Below are 20,375 nucleotides of genomic sequence, written 5' to 3'. Positions count from 1 at the left end.
ATAAATATTTATCCATAATCCCTATCTTGCGCGATAAAAGAATCAACTAATTTACCTGAAATACCAAATAAAAAACTTCTTCCTTATGCCTTCACAGATTTCACAAAAACATCCCACCGGCTTGTACGTACTGTTCTTTGCCGAAATGTGGGAGCGTTTCAGCTATTACGGCATGCGTGCGATTTTGCTTCTTTTTTTAATTGATACTGTGAAAGGAGGAATGTCCATGAACGCGTCTGAAAGTGCCGCGATCTACGGGATCTATACGGCATCGGTTTACTTGCTGACTTTACCCGGCGGCTGGCTTGCCGACAATATTCTCGGACAAAAAAAAGCGATCTGGTACGGAGGCATTGTCATTATGATCGGGCATATTATCCTTGCCGTTCCCGCGGGTTCAGCCATTTTCTTTCTGGGACTTACAACGGTTGCAGTTGGCACGGGCTTGCTGAAACCGAATATCAGTTCGATTGTCGGAGAACTTTATCCGGAAGGCGGCGCACGGCGTGACGCGGCTTTTTCCATTTTCTATATGGGTATCAACCTCGGATCGTTTCTTGGAATTGCCATTGTAGGGTATCTGGGCGAAAGAATAAGCTGGCATCTGGGTTTCGGAGCAGCTGCAATTGGCATGTTGCTCGGGTTAGTCGTATTCCGGATCGGCAGCGAACGCCACTTGAAAGGCATGGGTGAAGTGCCGCCTGCCCGGATTTCAACGCCGGAATCGGATGCGCAATCCGGTACGAATAAAAAGCTGGGGTACGGACTTGTCATTTTACTTATTGGATTGCTGACCGTTCTGCAACTTTCCGGCACCATTGACATGACTACAGCACAAGGTCTTGCAAAAGGCGCAGGCGTTATCATTGTCATTATTTCCGCTTCTTATTTCCTGTTTATACTTTTTGCAGGCGGCTTGACCCGGGTTGAACAAAAACGCGTTCTGGTTCTGATCATTCTGTTTCTGGCGATTGCGCTGTTCTGGGCGGGTTATGAGCAGGCCGGTACTTCGCTGCAGATTTTTGCCGAGCGGCATACGCAACGAATGGTTGGAGGCTGGGAAGTTCCATCCAGCTGGTTCCAGAACTTTCAGCCGACCTTTGTACTCATTTTCGCACCTGTACTGGCAAGCCTCTGGATTTTCTTATCCTCAAAAAGCCTGAATCCTTCCATTCCGGTCAAGTTTGCAGCCGGATTAATCCTGCTCGGACTAAGCTTTTTTGTCATGGTTGCAGCGTCCAATATTGCCGTTCAGGGCAATCTTACTTCGCCTTTTTTCCTGATTTTCACTTATTTTCTGCATACAATCGGTGAATTGTGCGTAAGTCCGGTCGGGTTAAGTTCATACACCAAGCTGGCTCCGAAACGCTATGTAAGCCAATTGATGGGAATCTGGTTTGTAGGCGCTTCGCTGGGAAATCTGATCGCCGGGATTTTTGCAGGCGGGTTTGATGAAGAAAACGTGATGCAAATGCCCGCCTTGTTTAATCAGGTTGCCATTATTACAACGGCATTTGGCTTGCTGCTACTGATTTTCTGGAAGCCGATAAAAGGCTGGATGGGCGGAATTTCTTAACATACAATTAATTTATACAAAAACGGATTTTATAAAAGATGAAAATAGCCACATTACGCTATTCGGTGCTCGCCTTGTCCATGATGGCAGCAGGATGCAAAAAAGAAAGCGAAGACAACGCAGATCTGAAAGTGCCGGGCTTTGAACTGAGTTCAATTGACTCTTCTTTCAAGGCTTGTGATGATTTTGACAGCTATGCAAACGGAGGCTGGAAAAAGAAAAACCCGATTCCCGGCACAGAAAGCCGCTGGGGTGCATTCAATGTTCTGGACAAGGAAAATAAAGAAGTAAGGCTGAAAGGGATCATTGAAGAAATTGCTAGTAAAAAGGATCATAAAACCGGTTCCGAAGAACAGCAGATTGCAGATTATTACCACTCTTTTCTGGATACGGCAACCATAGAAAAACGTGGCCTTTCGCCCTTGAAGCCGTATCTTGATAAAATAGAAGATGTAAAATCCCTGGAAGATCTGGCCAAGGTTACAGGTGAACTTCAGAAAACGGGCGTTTCTTCTGTCATCGGATTTTATGTGGACGGCGATTTGCGCAATAGTAAAATGAACGCTTTGTATCAGGGACAGGACGGACTGAGCCTGGGCGAAAGAAGCTATTATGAACGTACGGATTCCAGTACGGTAAAGGTACGCAAGGAATTTCTGGGCCATGTGGACAAAATGTTTTCCCTTGCCGGTTTTGGTGAAGCAAACCCGGGAAAAACCGTTCTGGACTTTGAAACCAGACTTGCCAAAATACAGCTTACCAATGTAGAGCTCCGCGATAATGTGAAGACGTACAACAAAATGGCTTTTGCAGATTTCCAGAAACTGACACCTGCCTTTGATCTTGATGCTTTTGCAGATAAACAGGATATTAAAGCGGACACCATTATTGTTCAGAACAAACTTTATCTTCAGAATCTGAACACATTGTTAAAGTCCACGCCGCTGCCCATTTTGAAACTCTATACCAAATGGCAGTTGCTGACACGGTTTGCAGGTTATCTTCCGAAAAGCATTGATCAGGAAAATTTCCGCTTTTACTCCACAGTAATGCGCGGTACGAAGCAGCAGCGGGCACGTACGGAAAGAGCAATCCGTTCCACGGACGGTTTGTTGGGCATGCCTCTGGGAAAATTGTTCTCAAAGAAATATTTTCCGGAAGAGGATAAAAAGAAAGTTTCAGAAATGATCGAGAATGTACGCACAGTATATGGCGAAAGGATCGACAAACTAAAATGGATGAGCGATTCAACCAAAGAGAAAGCACATCAAAAGCTGAAAGCATTCACGTATAAAATCGGCTATCCTGACAAGTGGAAGAATTATACTGCCATCACAATCAAAGATGACAAGCTTTTTGAAAACGTCATTGAAGCATCGCTTTTTGAACACGAGGAACAAGTAAAGAAAATCGGCAAGGAAGTGGACAAAAAGGAATGGTTCATGACACCGCAAACGGTTAATGCCTATTACAATCCTTCCAACAATGAAATTGTATTTCCTGCGGGTATTTTACAACCGCCATTTTACAACCGCGATGCGGATGACGCCATCAATTATGGCGGTATCATTGCCGTAATCGGTCATGAATTCACACATGGATTCGACGATCAGGGTTCACAGTTTGACTATGAAGGAAACCTGAAAAACTGGTGGACAGCAGCCGACAGAGCTAATTTCGACAAACTGACCAAAAGGTATATTGACTATTTCAGCGGCATTGAAGCACTGCCCGGATTCAAGGTCAATGGTGCGCTTACAATCGGTGAAAATGTGGCTGACCTCGGCGGGTTAACACTCGCTTACTATGCTCTTGAAAAATCACTTCAGGGCAAAGACGAACCGAAGCCTATTGACGGTTTCAACTGGAAACAACGGTTTTTCCTGAGTTGGGCGCAGGTTTGGCACATGAACACAACGGATGAAGCGCTGAGAAACCAGATTCAGACGGACCCGCATTCTCCTGCAAAAGAACGCATTAACGGCCCGATGCCGCATTTGAAAGAGTTTCAGGCAGCATGGAACTGCGGAGCAGGAAGCAAAATGATCCTGCCGGATTCAGCAAGAATCGTGATCTGGTAACTAGAAAGCAGCTTTTCACATAAGAAGCTGTATCAAAAGTAAAAAATGTCCTGCCAAGCGGAATCAAAGCACCATGCTTCAAACCCGCTCAGCAGGACATTTTTATGTTCAGGAACAACAACCTCCTGACTTATAATGACTAAAAATGACAATCCATAACTCCACATACCTCATCCCAAATCGTCATTCAAAAATCTCCTTTATACTTGTAATCCTGTCATTATTGATCAGAGGTTTTGCCCATAATCCAATGCTGAAAATGTAGCCAAGCGGAATAAAAAGAAACAGCATGGCAAGCTGCAGACCAAACAACTCTGCCAAACCTCCGATAATCAACGGTACGACCGCCCCGCCGGCAATTCCTGTGCACATGATTCCGGAAAATGTTCCGTGATGCCTCGGCACCGAGTTAAGCGCCAGTGAAAAAATAACAGAATACATCACAGAGGCAAAAAAGCCGGTTGCAGGAAATGCATACAAAGCGGTTTCAGCAGAGCCAAACAAAGCGGATAATAAGGCGATAATGGCACCGGCTGTAAATACGATCAGTACTTTGCGGCTGTCAAGCAATTTCAGAAGAATCAAACCCAGAATGCACCCGACCGTAAGCAAACCCCAGAAATATGAAATGACGGATGCGCCCGTGGTAGCCGGATCAATGCCGTGATAAGTCTGTAAAAACTGTGAAATCCAGTTGGCAATGCCCTGTTCGGTACCAACATAGGAAAACATTCCAGTGAAAAAGAGCCATACCGTTCTACTTCTGATCAGTTCGTTAAAGGAGTTGCCGATGTCCATTCGCTCATCTTCAAGCAGAACCACTTTCGGGAACTTCACCACCCGGATAACGACGACCATTGCAAAGGAAATTACAGCAAAAACCCAGTACAATGAAACCCATTTGAGCGATGCCGGAACAAGATTATTCAGTATATCAATCAAAAATCCCGACTTGCCGGAATGTACGTTCAGAACAAGGTAACTGTATAGCAACGGGCTGAGAAAAGAAGCTGCACCGAAAAAAAGCTGCGCCAAAACCAGATAAAATGCAAACTTTTCTTCCCCGCCGGAAACCCTCATCAATGGATTGATAACGACCTGAAGCATCGCCATGCCGATCCCGATCATAAACAGCGAAAACAAGGCAATTGCAAATCCGGGAATCAGTGCAAACAGCAGCGCGCCGGCAAAAGCCAGCGTAAATGCAATAATCAGCACTTTCTTCTCACCGTATTTCTCAACCATCAGCCCGGCCGGAATGGACATAATGCCGTAAGCAACAAAAAACGAAAACGGCAGAAATCCCGCAAGCCCGATACTCAGGTCAAAACTCTTGACAATATCCGGAATAATCGGACCGAGAATATTGGTCAGAAACGAGATGACAAAAAAGATAAGCAGAATAAGAACTACTATAAACGAATTTCTTTGCATAAGAAAATCCCGGATTCAATGCCTGGTTAATTTGCAGTTACAACGCTCGTCCGGCTGGATCGTCCGGCAAGATCAAAGCTTTTCAATTTGACAGTACCCGAAACTTTCACCGGCGCGGCATAAGCCGGAGATGCCGCAGTGGGTTCGGAACCATCCGTTGTGTAGCGAATAGCCAGACCCGGAAGTTCTACATTTGCTTTCAGCATACCGTTTTCAACAACTGCTCCCGGCATGGGTAAACGATAATTATAACCGCCGTTTACATATTTCAGTCTCGGAAGATGTTTCTGGGCAATTGAGTTGGCGAAAATATTCCAGCCTTCTGCAATCATTTTTCCTCTTGCTGCTGCTTCTGCGACATTCTCCCACTGGCGTTCGGGTGACCATGCACTTTCGGAGAACCCAAGCAATTTCGGCAGAACAGAATATTCCATCATATCGCGGCCTTTTATGGTTTCGCTCCACAGCTGCGCTTCAATGCCGAGTACATTTTTTCTCGCTTCCGGTTTAAGCAACTGTTTTCCGACAAATTCTTCTTTCAAAGGTTTTCCCAATGCATTTTCCTCCGTTGTCCGGAACATATTGAACGGAGCAAATGTCCAGTTGTCGCGTGTATCCACAAATCCGCCCCAATACAATCCGGGTTCCTTCGGATCATTGTTATACGACATGTCAAAATAGAAATTGGTCACATTGCAGAACACAACCTGATAACCGGCATTGGCAAGCCTGTTTCCAAGGTCTACGTCAAATATATTGTTCCATATATAAGGCACAACGGGCCGTTTGGCAAATTCCGGATTGGGCAGATAAATGCCTTCGGGCGTTTTGGTAAGCGCAACTTCTTCCCAGCCATGTACTTTCAGATTGCGTTTTTCAAGTCTTGGCAGCAGCTTTCCAAAAAAGTAGGACTGCAGGTTTTTTGCATCCTTGATATTCGGATTTTCCTTCATCAGTTTGGCTGCCATTGGCGATTTGGTCCATACGCCTTCGGCTACTTCGTCACCGCCGGTATGGAAGGTGTCCATTGTCAAGCCCGCCTGCTTGTACAATTTGGCTATTTCATCCACTACTTTTTCATAAAAGTGATACGTAGATTCCCGGGCAACACTCACGACATTGTTTTTGTAACCCTGCGCTGAAATGTATACCGATTTATCCTCCGGATCGATCAGCCGGTATTCATTGGCTTCTTTTTCCTTGCCTTCTTTCATCAGTCTGTCATAACGTGCTTCCATGGATTTGATGGCCGCCAGTGCATGTCCGGGAAAATTCAGCTCGGGTATTACTTTGATATGCCTTTCATTCGCATATTTCAGGATTTCAATAAAATCAGCTTTGGTATAATGGCCGCTTCCGTACTTGCCTTCGTCATTGGCCACCGGACCGGATCCATAGCTCGGGTGCAATGCCGATACATTCATCCCGGCCGTATGACTGCGTTGTGAGCCGATCTCGGTCAGTTCGGGCAAACCGTCAATTTCCACCCGCCAGCCTTCATCTTCCGTGATATAAAAAAGCAGGTGATTTACTTTATAAGCTGCAAGCAGATCCAGCATGCGCTTGACGGATTCTTTCGTCTGGAAATTTCTGGCTACATCCAGATGCAGGCTCCGGAAATGAAACCTCGGCGCATCTTCCACTTGTATATACCCCAGATTAATCGTGTTGTCTGCTTTCTGGTAATTTGCAGTCGGGACGAGCTGCAGCAGACTTTGTATGCCGTAAAAAACACCCGCCGCATCACTTCCGCTGATCGAAATTCCTTTCTGGTCAATTCCAAGATGATATGCTTCTTTTGCAATGCCGTTAACCGTTATTTTATCCGTTTTCAAAACAATAGCGGCAGAATCCGCAGTACCATTTGCCGGCAAGCCGTTCTTGATTGTAAAGTCTGTTCCACTCAGGGTTTTCAGCTTTGCAGCCATAAACCGGGCTTCATTTTCCAGCCCTTCCTGATAAAAAATTTGACTTTTGCTGCTGAGTGCAAATGTTCCGCTACCCGCATTTATTTTTACAGGACTTGGGATGATTTTCAGCAGCTGCTCCGCTCCTATTTTGGTAAAAGCCAGATTATCCTTGTAACGTGTTTCGGCAGTCGGGATTTGTCTGCGGTCATTTTTTCCTCTCAGAATCTGTTCTTTGGTTGTAAATGGCTCAATGCTGTAATCCGCAACCTGAACAATATCTTTTTCCTTTCCTTCTTTGTCATAGAAAACAAAATACAGCCCGAGCGGCGCATCCGTTTCCTTGATAACCGCATCCGTACCTTTGTAATTGACAACGATCGAATCGCCGGAATTCAGTTTGAAGTCTTTTGCCGGAACCATTTTATACCAGTCGCCATTGATGTGCTCAACTGTTGCCGGCTGAGGCATTTTATTCGTCTGTATCGGCCTCGGCGACATATTGAAAAACAATGCCCAGTTGCTGCCGTCCATAGTGAAGTCACTGCCGTTACGGATCGTAAATTTTGCTTCAAAGCTGCCGGCCGGCTCCACAAAATTGCTGACCAGTTTCCAGGAAATACCGATTTTTTCCGCTTGTTCCTTGGATATTCCGCCAGACTGCCCGCATCCGGCCAAAAGTATAAAACTGAGTACAACCAATTGAAATAGAACAATCTTCTTCATAAGTAAATTAAATATTAAAACAAGGTTGCAAATAACGCACGAAACAATGAAAGTCATTGCTTTTACAGGCATCAATCTTATTTTGGCTGACGTTCTTTTTTGCAAAAGAATCTTTGTCAAAAATCTCAAAAGACCCTCATTTTCCTTCCCACATCATCAGGCCTTCGATCATTTCCGTCAACTGACTGGCCGGCATTTGCTGCGTAAGATACGCGTGCGGGCCCATCGGATCGTCCTGCCATTTGTTATTTCCGCCTTCAACAATGATCCTGCCTTTTTTCAGGCCAAAATAGGGCTGAACGCCGCGGATACCCACAAGAACCGCAGTCTGGTCCCAGCTCATCCTGCCGTTTGCATCCTCTTTGGCTTTCGGCATGGCCAGTTGATAAACATCCTTGACCGGACTTTTCAATTGCTCATTGGCAATGACTTTCAAGCCTGTTTTGATTTTTTCCCCTATTTCCCATCCGCTGAAAACGATTTCTGTGGGCCACTCCGAAAAAACCTTTTGCGAAGCCAGTGAATCCACAAGCACATTGTATTCTCTTCCCTGCGGAAATGCGCCAGCCATGGAAACCAGCAATTTTACTTTTTTCCGGATCAGATTTGCACCGGAAAGCTGCGAAATGGCATCTGCCTGGGAATCCAGCAAACCGGCAAGGTTGGTCAGAAACCCGATGGTAATGATGGTTACGCTTTTGTCCGGCTGCTTTGCAAGGATTTTGCGGTACGTTTCCACCGCATCCGGCGCGTCGGATGTTCTGGGTATTTTGTGCGGGTATTTTTCAGCCAGCATTTCAGGCCATTTCTGAAAAGCGCCGTGATCGGGTGCAGCAGTTCCTTTCGGAGCCCCGGTCGGCAATTCAGGACGTCCGAAAAAAGTATTGATTACCTCGATTGTTGGAACAACCAGTTCGTTTTTATTGCAGGAAATAACCGCGAGCGGCTTTGCTTCACCGCGGTCGGCCAGTGCATGCATGACAGCCATGGCGCCCACATCGTCATAATCCGGACCTATATCCGTATCCAGAATGATTGCATGGGCTTGTCTGCCGCCCGTTTGGGCGATTGCAGAAGAGAAGGAAAGAAGTAAAAACAGCAGAAAAAACTTGTGCATAACAATGGATAAAAAGCTTTGAACCATAAAATCGGTAATACATTCGTAGGATCATTCAGAATTGATGCAATGCGGCAGAAAATTGTCAGGTATCCGGTTACAAAACTTTGGCGCGTTCAGGAACTACTCTTTCACAACTTTAAAAACCTGCTTTTCTTTTTCTGTTTTTACTTCAATAAAGTACAAGCCGCGCACTTGCTCCGCCAAATCCACAGGCTGCTTCTGTACTAATCCTGTTGCTTCCGAACTTGCGTTGCTGCACAACCGGCCGTTCAGATCGTATATTTTAAAAGTTACCCGTTGTCCTTTTTCAGCTTTATAAGTGACATTGAAAATGCCCAAAGACGGATTCGGGTAAACGTTCCATTTTATTTTGCCATCAAAAACAACCGTCTTTACACTCGAATACTGAAAACTTCCGTCCGCATCCACCATTTTCAGCCTGTAATACCGGTTGCCGGTTTCGGTTATATTCCCGTCTGTAAACGTGTACTTTTGGCCAGTATGCAGCGTACCGTTTCCCGGAACAGACGTTAACGAAGTAAAACGGTTCAGGCGGTACGCTTCATCTCCTTTTGCAAGTTCTATTTCAAAGTGGTCAAAATGTTCTTCGAAAGCTGTTTCCCATGCAAGAACCGCCTGATACGCGCCGTCCTGCTCACTTTTCTCGACAGTAAACCAGACCAGATCCACAGGCAAGGCACCCGCCGGGCCGACAAACTTCCTTGCAAACCAGAATTCAGAAAAATCCTTCACCTTGAACTCGGCATAATAACCTTGTTCAAAAGGCACTTTGGCTACTTTGGAAGAGGCCAGAAAGTTCCAGTTTCCTGCTACGTTGTTATCCAGGTTTCCGTCTTCTTTGGACTGATCCGTATGGCTGTATTTTGAAACGGCAAGTTCATATGCTTCCGACGGCTTTTCGCAATCGTTACACCCGGAAGCATTGATCAGCATTTCCGACTCCTTATCCAGAAAATACAACCTTACCGCAGCAGAATCCGTCAGATTTCCATTGGCCGGTTTTATAGAAATATTCCGGTCAAGATAATACTGGCCGTTTGCACTTCTTACCGTTCCTGCATGAATATAAGCCTGCACTTCGGTATTTCCCAGATTCTGGCCATTGGCATTAACGGATGCGATCCGTTTTCCGTTTTCAGTAAAATGCACCCAGTTGTTGTTTCCAGGAATGTTCTGCGTTACGGCAGTATTCATCGTTGCGCCGTCATAAATGCTGTTTGTTTTATCATAAATATGAATGTCGTCAATAGCAATTCCGTCGCGGTGCGTGAAATTATCGGAATGCATCACAAATCGTAGTTTAAGATCAGCAAATCCTGTGGGCAGCGGAATGCTGGCGACATGCCATCGGGAATAATCCTGAACACTCCACATGCTTTGTCCCGAATACGTTTTGTTATACCAGTTTGTGCCTTGCCCGGCAGCTCCGAGGCGCGTCCATTTACCGCCATTTCCTGAATATTCGATGTATACAAAATCACATGCATCCGGATTGCATACTTCCAGATCCAGGGCAACGCTGAAACTCAGTGCCGGCGCAGCAAGCCCCGAAACGGCAAAGCACGGAGAATACAGATACGAATCTTCTTTATCGTTGTAATTGCCTGCAAGATTGGTTTTCCATGCTTTCCTGCCGCTTGCAGCATGGCTGATCTGGGCAGAAGCCGGAATGCCGTACTGCCATGAATTGTTGGTTCCGCGGCTGTACCAGAATCCGTCGTCTGTTTCAAAATTCTGCAGGTACGGAAAAGTACTGATTACTGGCGCATTGTGGAATTCGGTTTTCAGACTGTCATTTAAATGATAATTGTCGCTTGCAAGTGCCGTCCATACTTTCAGGTTGTAACTTCCGAATGTTGTCAAATCCGCCTTGTTTGTAAAAGTAAAGTTCAAAGTCGTTCTTTTCTGGATAAACGGAATTACTTCGCTGATCACGGCGCCGTTGTTCAATTGATAAAATACCGGAATATTTGTTATGTCGCCGGACGAACTGTTTTTTACCTGAACCGTAATTGGCTCCTGCGTGCCCGAACCGCAGTTTTCGGCCAGAGGCGTGATCAAAGCAAGCACCTGAATGTCGTCCGTGACTGTAAAAATGCTGATATCGTCAAAAGTGTAGCCTGCGCCGCTGGTATAATCGGCCGCAATCGTATTTCCGTTCTGTCCAAACCGCACCTGAAATCCGGACGTCAGGAATTTGTTGTTGTCGAGCAGCAGATTACTGACTTCGATAGCCGGAGCCATTTTGTAGCCATTTTCCGGCAGGTTCTGATTTTCAAAAAGGTCAAATGCTTCTATCCACGGATCGGTTTCTTTGCCTCTGATCCACACTTTATTGCCGATACCTTCCTTCTGACCGTGATTCTTATACCGGAAACTTACACGAATATCTTTGCTTGCAACATCATAAGCTGCAAGATTGAATGTAGCATCCAGAAAATTAATGTTTCCGCTGGCAAAATACCGGTTTGCATCCAGCGTAAGTGCCTTTTCACCCGAAAACGCTATGCCTGAATTCACAAAGGTCCTCAAACGTCCGGCATCCGATGTGGAACTGAAATCATAACGGCCGATTCCGGAAATTTCGTTTGGAACAGCCTGTACAGTCTGGACCGGAAGTGCTTCCATATTATCGGTAAACGGCAGCGTTACAGGATCATTGGGAAAATGCCGGATGGTTGCTGAAAGCGTATCGTTGGCAACTACATTGTCATTCGCCTTGCTCAGAAAAACAGTCAGGACATAATTGCCGGCATTGGACAAATCTGCTGCAATGCTGAAAGTATGATCGTACGTTTTGCCTTTTTCAATAACCGGGCTAATGGTTTCCAAAGATGAAGAAACGCCATTTAAAGTATAGCCAACATTAAACGGTACTTTGGAATCCGCATCATCCAGATTTCTGATCCTGATTTTGACAAGAGAATTTCCGGTAAACTGCGTAGAAGTATTTTTTCTTCCCAAACGCGCAGGTGAAAGGATTGCCTCCATTTTCAGGTCGTTATCAGAAACAGTTCCGTCGCACGTTCCGCTGTCCGGCTTGCGTGAAACAGCCAGTGCTCTTCGGCCGGGATGTCCGTTTAACCGCGCCCGTACGGATAGAAAATAAGTGCTGTCGCTGTTCATGCCGCTGAGCACATAATTCGTGGAGAGAGTTGTGCCGGTCGAAATCATTTCATCTCCTTTCAAAAGCATGACTTCATAATCAGTGGCACCTGCAACCGGCGTCCAGTCCAGCGAAATATAATCTTCACACTGCACTGCCGACAGACTTACAGCCGGAATCCCCAGAATCGTAAATGGCTCGCTTGCACTTTCCATTCCCGTACTGTTCTGAATAACTCTTACTCTGGCTTTGTCTGTAGTTGCGGCGGCCGGTACAGTCCAGGAAAACTGCCGCACATTGGCAGCCAGGTTCTGCGCGATATTGCTCCATTGCACGCCATTGTCCAGCGAATACTGCACTGTAAATGTAGTGGACGGATTTCCGTAAGAATCCCAGCTTACGGAAATAGCGTCACCATCTTTCAGCCGTTCATTGCCGATCGGATACGTAAGCTGAACAGCATTCGGAATAACATCGTACACCACAAAATATTCCTGATTCGGATTCTGGCCAATCGAACTTCCTTTCACCGAAATCGTATAAGTGCCCGCCGCCGGATTCCGGATTACGACCTGTTCTGCATTGTTGATTTTATCAATTCCCGTAATGGCTACATTGTTCACGTTTGCCGGTGTCGGGTCCAGAAGCCGGGGCAACGTTACTGCCGACCACGGATCTGTTACGCTCAGATCAAGATCGTTGACAAGGTTCTGAGCGGAAAGAATGGCTGCGGCCGGATCATTCCAGTAAAGCATGACTTTCAGCTCAGCCGTATTGGCAGGAACTGCAATCGTATGCAATTTTGTGTTCTGATGGCTTACAGAATCATTTCTATAATGATTGTTTTCCAGCATTTGAATTGAACGTTCCAGGTTCAGCCAGCCAAAGCCGTATTTGTAATCCGGGCCTTCATTTCCTTTGTCCGTACCGCCATTGCACACAAGCGCTTTCATCAGGGCATTTTTCGGATTGAGGTTCTGATGAAGCTGCCGGTAACGTTCATACAACAGGGCCAGACCGCCGGCTACTGCCGGAGAAGACATGCTTGTTCCTGTTGCATTGCCGTAATTATTGACCGGAACCGTAGAAATTACAGCCGAGCCCTGCGCAGTGATTTCCGGTTTGATGCGGCCGTCCCTCACAGGCCCGCGACTGGAACCGTTGGCAATTAACCCGAGTGCCGACGTATTTCCTACACTGATTACGTTTTTCGCCGTCTGATATCCGCTCAGCACATTTGCAAAACCCGTCGGATAGGGACTGCATGCCACAGAACCGCTGTTTCCCGAAGCAAATACATGCTGCAGATAAGGCATCTGAAAAGCCTGTTCATCCAGAATGCGTGAGTAAAGATCGTAAGTGCCGAAGGTTTCGCAATTGTTGACATCCCCGCCATACGAATTATTGGTAATCACCATTCCGAAATCCTTTACATAAACGGGTGCATAAGCAAGTATTCTGGAATATTCCTGAACAACCAGCTTTGCTTTTGGAGCATAACCCGCGTATTTCTCATTCACAATTCCAGCGCCGGCGAGCGTTCCCATAACATGCAAGCCATGCGAACCTTCTTCTGCAGGCGTACGGTTAATTATGCGCCCGGAAAAGTCAATATGCTGCAAAGGGTTGGACTCATCCCCTACCCCGACGGTAACGCCTTTACCCGACAAATCAGGTCTGCCGTTCCGTGCAGAATGCAGCATGTTGGCCCTTGCATTCACCGTACTTTTGTCATTGAATGCCTTGTCACCCGGTGGAATCGCCTGCACATACTGGATAAATGACAGCGAGGCCAGTTCCGTAAGTCTTTCAACATCAACTCTTAAAGAAATTATCTGATGATCTTTGAACTGATCGGAAAGTATTTCAAAATGCCGTTCTTTCAACTGATCCGTTACTTCTTTAAACTGAAATGCCTTTGGATAATTGATCCATACATCTACGGTTCCCGCACGCTGTACCGCAAAGGCAGGAATAAGACCGTTTGCCAGTTCCGGCTGCATTTTCTGTTCGGGAGACAACGCAATGACGGAACGACCGCCCATTCTGGCCAGTGCATTTTCAGAAGAGCCGGAAATAACTGCCGTATAGGCGTAATTGGGAATGTATTCGAGCAGTTCAATGCCTTCCTGCTTCAGCTGATCTCTGGTCTTCTGATCGGGAATAGCCTCAAACTGGATGATTACAAGCTCTTTTGAATCAACGGCTGAATGCTTTGCGTTAACTTGCTGATTCTTATTGAATAAAATGTTTTTCTGCGGCGTAAAAGAGCCGCTTTTCAGAAGAATCCTGTAATCTTTTGCTTCCTGTGAAAAGGCAAAAAATGAAACAAGGTGGAAGAAAACAAGTGTGTGGTAAACGTTTTTCAGTTTCATAAAGAATAAACTAAATACAAGGAGTAATTGTACTTTATTTTTCAAATATTTACAAATAAAATGAGCTTCCGAACCGTCTGATTTCACTTGATAAAACAGCCGGAAATTGCAAATTTTTGTAAATGCATTCCACAGCGTTAACTTAGCAGCCGAAGAAAGTGCCGTAGGACTTATATAAATTGTCCGAAAAATCGGTTACTTTCCCGAAATCCAGTCTCACTAAATAAAGTCGTTCAAGCCGACCAGAAAATATGAATTTATACGGTTTAATCGGTTATCCGCTGACACATTCATTTTCAAAACGTTACTTTACAGACAAGTTCATACGTGAGAAAATAAAGGAAAGCAGTTATGAGCTTTATGAAATGAAAACGCTGGACGAATTGCCGGTTTTGCTGAAAAAGAAAACGGATTTGCGCGGCCTGAATGTCACCATTCCCTATAAAAAGGACGTAATTGCTTATCTGGACGATCTGGACGATGCTTCTGCGGAACGGATCGGAGCCGTCAATACGATCAAAATCTATGCAGACGGAAGCACAAAAGGCTTCAATACGGACTATTACGGATTTCGCCAGTCACTGACCGAATGGCTGGAAAAACGCGGTGAATCTTGCAGCAATTTCAAGGCGCTTGTGCTCGGGAACGGCGGCGCGGCGAAAGCGGTCATCGTTGCATTGCAGGATCTGCATATGGAATTCCAGATCGTATCGCGCCAGAAAAGCGACGATTCCATTCTGTACGAACAATTATCGGAAGAAATCCTGAACTCACATCTGCTGATTATCAATACAACGCCGCTCGGCACTTTCCCGAAAACAGAAGAATGTCCCGCCATTCCTTTTCAATGGGTAACCAAAAAGCATTATCTGTACGATCTGGTTTATAATCCGGCCGAAACGGTGTTTCTTAAAAACGGACATGCAAAAGGAGCAGCTGTGCAGAACGGTCTCAAAATGCTGGAACTTCAGGCCGAGAAAGCGTGGGAAATATGGACGAACGAAGAAAACTTATGGAGTGTCTGAACTTTTGGAATAAAATGTCCAGAGATCATCCTGAACCTTTTCGGAGGCTATAAGGATTCCTTCAGTAAGCGGCGCCTTTACTCCGCTACCGATTGTTTTTGGTCCCTGGCATTTTCTGATTTCATCCCATAAACCCGACTGCAGAAACGCATTGATCACCGTAGCGCCGCCCTCTACGAACACCGACTGGATTTTGCGTTCATGCAATTTCGATAATAACTGCTGAATTTCATTTTGGCCGGCTTCAACCTGTACGTAAGCAATTCCGGGATTTTCAGCATACCGTTCCGGATCTGTCGGCACAACGGTTTGTTCCAGATGATTTACAACGATTGTCGGCTGTGAACCGTCAAAGAAATTGAGCTTCTCGGGCAACTGCAGAAACCGGTCCAGTACAATTCGCACCGGGTTTTCCCCATGCCAGTTTCGCACGTTAAGTCTCGGATTGTCCAGCAAAGCCGTTTTGAATCCCACCAGAATGGAATCTTCTTCGGTACGCCATTTGTGGACGCGCATACCGGATAACGGCCCGCTGATCTGAACCGGCGGGCCGGCAGCATGACCTATAAAACCATCGGCGCTCTCTGCCCATTTCAGGATAACATAGGGCCTTTTCTGCCGCATTGCGGTAAAAAACCGTTTGTTCAGCTTCTCGCCTTCACCGGCAAGCATGCCGCTTTCTACTTTAATACCCGCTTCCAGCATGCGTTTTACACCGCTTCCGGAAACGAGCGGATTCGGGTCGTCGTTGCAGATGACAACCTTTCTGATTTTTTTTCGGATCAACAGATCAGCGCACGGCGGCGTTTTGCCGTAATGCGAGCAGGGTTCCAGTGTTACGTATGCAGTGGATTTGTCGAGCAAACCCGCATTTCCTTTTTCTTCCGCATCTTCAACCGCTCTTACTTCCGCATGCGGGCCGCCGTATTTCCGGTGCCAGCCTTCGCCTATAATCCGGTTTTCATATACAATAACGCATCCGACCATCGGATTGGGGCTTACGCTTCCGCAACCATACGCGGCAAGCTGCAGCGCCCGTTCCATCCATTGATTATTTGCGTCCATGAAGCAAAAATACAAACCTCTTCTTAAATGCAACTTTCGTGAGTTCCTATAATTTGCTAACTTTCCGACATTGCAATAAAATAACCTGAAAATGACTTCTGCACGCCAGCTATATCTATCCATTGTAAAAGGCATTAAAGTATATCCTGAAAAAGAAGCGCAAGCCATCACTTTTATGCTGCTTGAACATTATATGCGTTTACGCAACATTGATGTGCTTGTAGACAGGCCGGTTCCTGAAACTTCCGCCCAGCCCGACTGGGAAAGCATCATTTCGCGCCTGAACAATAACGAACCCGTACAGCATATCATCGGCTCCACCGAATTCTGCGGACTCGAATTCCGGGTTTCATCATCCGTTCTGATCCCGCGCCCGGAAACTGAAGAACTTGTGAGAATGGTTACACGCGATTATGCCGAGCCGGACAAGAATATTTCCATTCTGGACATCGGAACCGGCAGCGGCTGCATTGCCATTGTACTCGCCAGATTTCTTCCGCATGTTTCTGTTCACGCATGGGATGTTTCGGATGAAGCCCTTGCCGTAGCAAAGGAAAATGCCCGCCAGCTTATTGCAGACGTCAATTTCGCCAAACAGGACATGCTGAACGTAACGTTTCCGTTACCGGGAAACATTATCCAGTTTGATTGCCTGGTGAGCAATCCCCCGTATGTAACTTACTCCGAAGCAGAACATATGCGGCCCAATGTGCTCCGCTTTGAACCGCACGAAGCCTTGTTTGTCGAGGACAGCGATCCTTTACTTTTTTACAAAGCCATCGCAGATTTTGGCACGCACTATCTGAAACCGGCAGGTAAATGCTATGTTGAAATCAACGAACATTTCGGAGCGGAAACCAGACAGGTTTTTGAAGACAGAAACTATAAAAATGTAGAAATCCTGCGCGATATCAATGGCAAAGACCGTTTTGTAAGAGCCATCTGGGAATAACTGCTGCATTTTCCTTGCGCCGGATCAATACTGCCGGCCGCTATGATTAACGAATAAAAATCAATGTATATAGAAAAAATAAGGGAAGTACTTGATGAAATGGGCAAAGTAGTTGTCGGTCAGGACAAACTGCTGAACCGGCTGCTGATCGGATTGTTCACCGGCGGCCATGTGTTGCTGGAAGGAGTTCCGGGCCTGGCAAAGACACTGACGATCAATGTCATGTCCAAAGTACTGCATCTTGATTTTAAAAGAATCCAGTTTACGCCCGACCTTTTGCCTGCCGATCTGATAGGCACCATGATTTACAAGCCCAAAATCGGTGACTACGAGGTTAAAAAAGGACCTATTTTCTCCAATATCATTCTGGCCGATGAAGTGAACCGCTCACCGGCAAAAGTACAGTCGGCCCTGCTGGAAGCCATGCAGGAAAAACAGGTGACAATCGGCGATGAAACTTATCTGCTCGACCGTCCTTTTATTGTTCTTGCCACCCAGAACCCGGTGGAACAGGAAGGAACTTATCCGCTTCCCGAAGCGCAGATCGACCGGTTTATGATGAAAGTTTACGTTGATTATCTGGACAAGGTAAAAGAACTGGAAGTCATGCGCCGGATGTCGGACATTAACTACGATTATGAAATCCGGGCAATCCTGAACAAAGCAGATATTTTTGCCATTCGTGACAACGTCAACAAAGTAAATATTTCCGATACGCTGGAAAGGTATATTATCGAACTTGTATTTGCTACCCGACGTCCGTTGGATTACGGCTTGCGGGACGAAGCGCGGTATATTCAGTTCGGCGTTTCGCCGAGAGCAACGATTTACCTGAACCGGGCGGCCAAAGCGCTGGCTTATCTGGAAGGAAGGGATTACGTGCTCCCTGAAGACATCAAGGAACTGGCACCGGACATCATGAACCACCGCATTTTGCTGAATTACGAAGCCGAGGCTGACGGTATCCGGACCACAACCATTATCGATTCCATCCTGCGCAAAGTAGCAATCGGCTGATTACGGCACCGGATCGTGGCCGTGCCCACCCCACGGATGGCATCTGGAAAAACGCTTAAGACCAAGCCAAGTGCCTTTTACAGCGCCATATTTTTGTATGGCCTGAATCATATACAGCGAGCAAGTGGGCGTATAACGACAGGAATTCGGCAAATAAGGTGACAGCACACCCTGATAGATCCGTACCAGTCCTATGAGCAAAGTTTTCATTTCTCTTGTTGTATCAAAATAGTATATTTGACAATTAACATCACAAAGGCATGATTTCGTTTATTATATGGGATGCAAGTCCCGAAATCTTTACCATTCCTGAATTTTTTGGCCTGGGCCCTTTTCCTGTACGCTGGTACGGGCTTCTTTTTGCAGCCGGTTTTCTGATCGGGCAGCAAATCATGATCCATATTTTCAAGAAAGAAGGCAAACCGCTGGAAGATATTGACTCCCTGACACTTTACATGGTTTTGTCAACTGTAATCGGAGCGCGGGTGGGCCATTTTCTCTTTTATGAACCCGAAGTCCTGTTCAGAAATCCGCTTGAAGTTATTTTACCGCCTTATGCAGGGCTTGCAAGCCATGGCGCGATTATCGGGATTATAACAGGTCTTCTGCTTTATTCACGTTCAAGAGCAGCCTCCGGGCAGACCTTTCTTTGGGTTGCCGACCGGATGGTGATTACCGTTGCACTGGCCGGCGCATTTATCCGGTTTGGCAATCTGATGAATTCTGAAATTGTGGGAAGACCGACGGACGTTTCCTGGGGATTTATTTTTATGAAAAATCTGGAATTCAGGCAGATTCCACGTCATCCGGCGCAGTTATACGAATCCATTTCCTGCTTTATACTCTTTTTTGTCCTGCTGTGGATCTGGAACAGGTACAAAGCCGCAACGCCGCGCGGGTTAATGGTTGGTGTGTTTTTCGTATGGGTTTTCACGCTGCGCTTCTTTTATGAGTTTCTTAAAGAAAACCAGGAAGCATTTGAGGATAACTATGCACTGAACATGGGCCAGATACTCAGTATTCCTGCTGTATTGCTTGGCGTGTATTTCATTGTAAGGTCAAGACAGCATCGGATACAGCAACCGGTTCATAACAGATGAGTTGCAGAGGTTAAAACAGATTACAACAAGCCCGATAAAGACGTCTAAAAAAGCCATAACCTGTCGAAGCCGAACAATCGGCAACAGCAGTCCGTAATGGAAAAATGCTGAAACCCTTTTTCCTGAATCTGGTTAAATCCGGTTTCAGGAAAAAGGGCTTAAACCGCGGCAAAATCAACTTTCTCACGCAATATCTGCTTGGCTTTCACCAACTGGTTTTTAACCGTATTTTTCGAAATCCTCAAAAATTCTGCAATTTCCTGATAAGACTTTCCTTCTTCAACATTCAGTTTCAGGATCAGTTTTCTTTTGATGGATAAAGAATCCACTGCCGCCTGTACCATGCTGATCCGCCTTTCATTTTCCTCCTTTTCATCTTCTGCCATTCTCGCCGCTTCGGTATAATACCTTCTCAGCTGCTCGCTCTTTTCCAGTTTCTTAAAATGATCAAACGCCATGTTGCGCAGACAGGCAAACAGATAGGAATTGAAATTGTATTCGGGTTTGATATGCGCTCTTTTCACCCAGATTTTGACAAAAACATCCTGAACCATATTTTCTGCTTCTTCTTCATCTTTCAGCAGGGAAACCGTAAAGCGCAGGGCGGGCATTTTGTAATGATTGTACAATTTTGCAAAAGCAAGGGCATCACCTTGTGTTGCTCTTCTGATCGTATTCTCGTCGGGACAGGTCACAGTTGTAAAGTTTTATCGATAATAAAGATTCAGGTTTAAATTATGCCTTATAAAAGCCGGCTTGACTTTTATTTCCGGATAGATCTGATCATCCTTTCCTGATTACAACACAAGCTGCTTTTAATGGCAGCTTCTCCCCTGGAAACTCATCATGATGCAAGCTCCGGAATCCCGG

Annotated in this window: 13 protein-coding genes; 6 read left to right on the top strand and 7 right to left on the bottom strand. The window is 45.9% G+C overall.

From position 1 onward, the window contains the following. The first annotated feature begins 85 nt into the window (after positions 1 to 85). Both FEM55_RS17775 and FEM55_RS17770 read left to right on the top strand, forming a co-directional pair. Positions 86 to 1,576, top strand: a complete 1,491-nt coding sequence (locus tag FEM55_RS17775) for a peptide MFS transporter (protein WP_138282748.1) — start codon at positions 86 to 88, stop codon at positions 1,574 to 1,576. A gap of 38 nt (positions 1,577 to 1,614) precedes the next feature. Continuing rightward, entirely contained in the window at positions 1,615 to 3,657 is a 2,043-nt protein-coding gene (locus FEM55_RS17770; RefSeq protein WP_138282747.1) for a M13 family metallopeptidase, read from the top strand. A 183-nt stretch (positions 3,658 to 3,840) separates the two neighbouring features. Here FEM55_RS17770 and FEM55_RS17765 read toward each other — a convergent pair whose 3' ends face one another. The 4 genes from FEM55_RS17765 to FEM55_RS17750 all read right to left on the bottom strand — a co-directional run bounded on the left by FEM55_RS17765 (position 3,841) and on the right by FEM55_RS17750 (position 14,346). Beyond that, positions 3,841 to 5,091: an MFS transporter gene (locus FEM55_RS17765; protein ID WP_138282746.1), complete on the bottom strand. Its 1,251-nt coding sequence runs from the start codon at positions 5,089 to 5,091 to the stop codon at positions 3,841 to 3,843. A gap of 26 nt (positions 5,092 to 5,117) precedes the next feature. Further along, positions 5,118 to 7,724 carry a family 20 glycosylhydrolase gene (locus FEM55_RS17760; protein WP_138282745.1) on the bottom strand — a complete coding sequence of 869 codons (2,607 nt, stop codon included), beginning with the start codon at positions 7,722 to 7,724 and terminating at the stop codon, positions 5,118 to 5,120. A gap of 136 nt (positions 7,725 to 7,860) precedes the next feature. Next, positions 7,861 to 8,841, bottom strand: a complete 981-nt coding sequence (locus FEM55_RS17755; protein ID WP_138282744.1) for a nucleoside hydrolase — start codon at positions 8,839 to 8,841, stop codon at positions 7,861 to 7,863. A 123-nt stretch (positions 8,842 to 8,964) separates the two neighbouring features. Next, complete coding sequence (locus FEM55_RS17750; RefSeq protein WP_138282743.1) at positions 8,965 to 14,346, bottom strand: S8 family serine peptidase; 5,382 nt, start codon at positions 14,344 to 14,346, stop codon at positions 8,965 to 8,967. A 251-nt stretch (positions 14,347 to 14,597) separates the two neighbouring features. Between FEM55_RS17750 and FEM55_RS17745 the strand changes: the two genes are divergently transcribed. Continuing rightward, a complete protein-coding gene (locus FEM55_RS17745) occupies positions 14,598 to 15,371 on the top strand; it encodes a shikimate dehydrogenase family protein (RefSeq protein WP_138282742.1) in 774 nt (257 codons plus the stop codon). Here FEM55_RS17745 and ribD read toward each other — a convergent pair. Then, positions 15,357 to 16,436 carry a bifunctional diaminohydroxyphosphoribosylaminopyrimidine deaminase/5-amino-6-(5-phosphoribosylamino)uracil reductase RibD gene (ribD, locus tag FEM55_RS17740; RefSeq protein ID WP_229209321.1) on the bottom strand — a complete coding sequence of 360 codons (1,080 nt, stop codon included), beginning with the start codon at positions 16,434 to 16,436 and terminating at the stop codon, positions 15,357 to 15,359. The genes FEM55_RS17745 and ribD overlap by 15 nt on opposite strands. A 91-nt stretch (positions 16,437 to 16,527) precedes the next feature. Between ribD and prmC the strand changes: the two genes are divergently transcribed. After that, positions 16,528 to 17,388 carry a peptide chain release factor N(5)-glutamine methyltransferase gene (prmC, locus tag FEM55_RS17735; protein WP_138282741.1) on the top strand — a complete coding sequence of 287 codons (861 nt, stop codon included), beginning with the start codon at positions 16,528 to 16,530 and terminating at the stop codon, positions 17,386 to 17,388. 63 nt (positions 17,389 to 17,451) lie between these two features. Then, complete coding sequence (locus FEM55_RS17730) at positions 17,452 to 18,405, top strand: AAA family ATPase (protein WP_138282740.1); 954 nt, start codon at positions 17,452 to 17,454, stop codon at positions 18,403 to 18,405. Here the strand turns inward: FEM55_RS17730 and yidD are convergent, their stop codons facing one another. Continuing rightward, complete coding sequence (gene yidD / locus FEM55_RS17725; RefSeq protein ID WP_138282739.1) at positions 18,406 to 18,615, bottom strand: membrane protein insertion efficiency factor YidD; 210 nt, start codon at positions 18,613 to 18,615, stop codon at positions 18,406 to 18,408. 50 nt (positions 18,616 to 18,665) lie between these two features. Here yidD and lgt point away from each other — a divergent pair, with 50 nt between their 5' ends. Beyond that, positions 18,666 to 19,505, top strand: a complete 840-nt coding sequence (lgt, locus tag FEM55_RS17720; RefSeq protein ID WP_138282738.1) for a prolipoprotein diacylglyceryl transferase — start codon at positions 18,666 to 18,668, stop codon at positions 19,503 to 19,505. A 158-nt stretch (positions 19,506 to 19,663) separates the two neighbouring features. Here the strand turns inward: lgt and FEM55_RS17715 are convergent, their stop codons facing one another. Then, positions 19,664 to 20,200: an RNA polymerase sigma factor gene (locus FEM55_RS17715; protein WP_138282737.1), complete on the bottom strand. Its 537-nt coding sequence runs from the start codon at positions 20,198 to 20,200 to the stop codon at positions 19,664 to 19,666. Positions 20,201 to 20,375 lie beyond the last annotated feature (175 nt).

The organism is Dyadobacter sediminis, from assembly GCF_005860765.1.
Taxonomy (GTDB): domain Bacteria; phylum Bacteroidota; class Bacteroidia; order Cytophagales; family Spirosomataceae; genus Dyadobacter; species Dyadobacter sediminis.
The sequence above is the reverse complement of the archived record's forward strand: the minus strand, read 5'-3'. Positions and strand labels throughout refer to the sequence as shown.

Bases quoted from the DNA above. Each gene is read 5' to 3' on its own strand.
- FEM55_RS17755 (WP_138282744.1), bottom strand. From the start codon at position 8,841: ATGCACAAGTTTTTTCTGCTGTTTTTACTTCTTTCCTTCTCTTCTGCA.
- FEM55_RS17730 (WP_138282740.1), top strand. From the start codon at position 17,452: ATGTATATAGAAAAAATAAGGGAAGTACTTGATGAAATGGGCAAAGTA.
- FEM55_RS17775 (WP_138282748.1), top strand. From the start codon at position 86: ATGCCTTCACAGATTTCACAAAAACATCCCACCGGCTTGTACGTACTG.
- lgt (WP_138282738.1), top strand. From the start codon at position 18,666: ATGATTTCGTTTATTATATGGGATGCAAGTCCCGAAATCTTTACCATT.
- FEM55_RS17760 (WP_138282745.1), bottom strand. From the start codon at position 7,724: ATGAAGAAGATTGTTCTATTTCAATTGGTTGTACTCAGTTTTATACTT.
- yidD (WP_138282739.1), bottom strand. From the start codon at position 18,615: ATGAAAACTTTGCTCATAGGACTGGTACGGATCTATCAGGGTGTGCTG.
- prmC (WP_138282741.1), top strand. From the start codon at position 16,528: ATGACTTCTGCACGCCAGCTATATCTATCCATTGTAAAAGGCATTAAA.
- FEM55_RS17765 (WP_138282746.1), bottom strand. From the start codon at position 5,091: ATGCAAAGAAATTCGTTTATAGTAGTTCTTATTCTGCTTATCTTTTTT.
- FEM55_RS17770 (WP_138282747.1), top strand. From the start codon at position 1,615: ATGAAAATAGCCACATTACGCTATTCGGTGCTCGCCTTGTCCATGATG.
- FEM55_RS17750 (WP_138282743.1), bottom strand. From the start codon at position 14,346: ATGAAACTGAAAAACGTTTACCACACACTTGTTTTCTTCCACCTTGTT.
- FEM55_RS17745 (WP_138282742.1), top strand. From the start codon at position 14,598: ATGAATTTATACGGTTTAATCGGTTATCCGCTGACACATTCATTTTCA.
- ribD (WP_229209321.1), bottom strand. From the start codon at position 16,436: ATGGACGCAAATAATCAATGGATGGAACGGGCGCTGCAGCTTGCCGCG.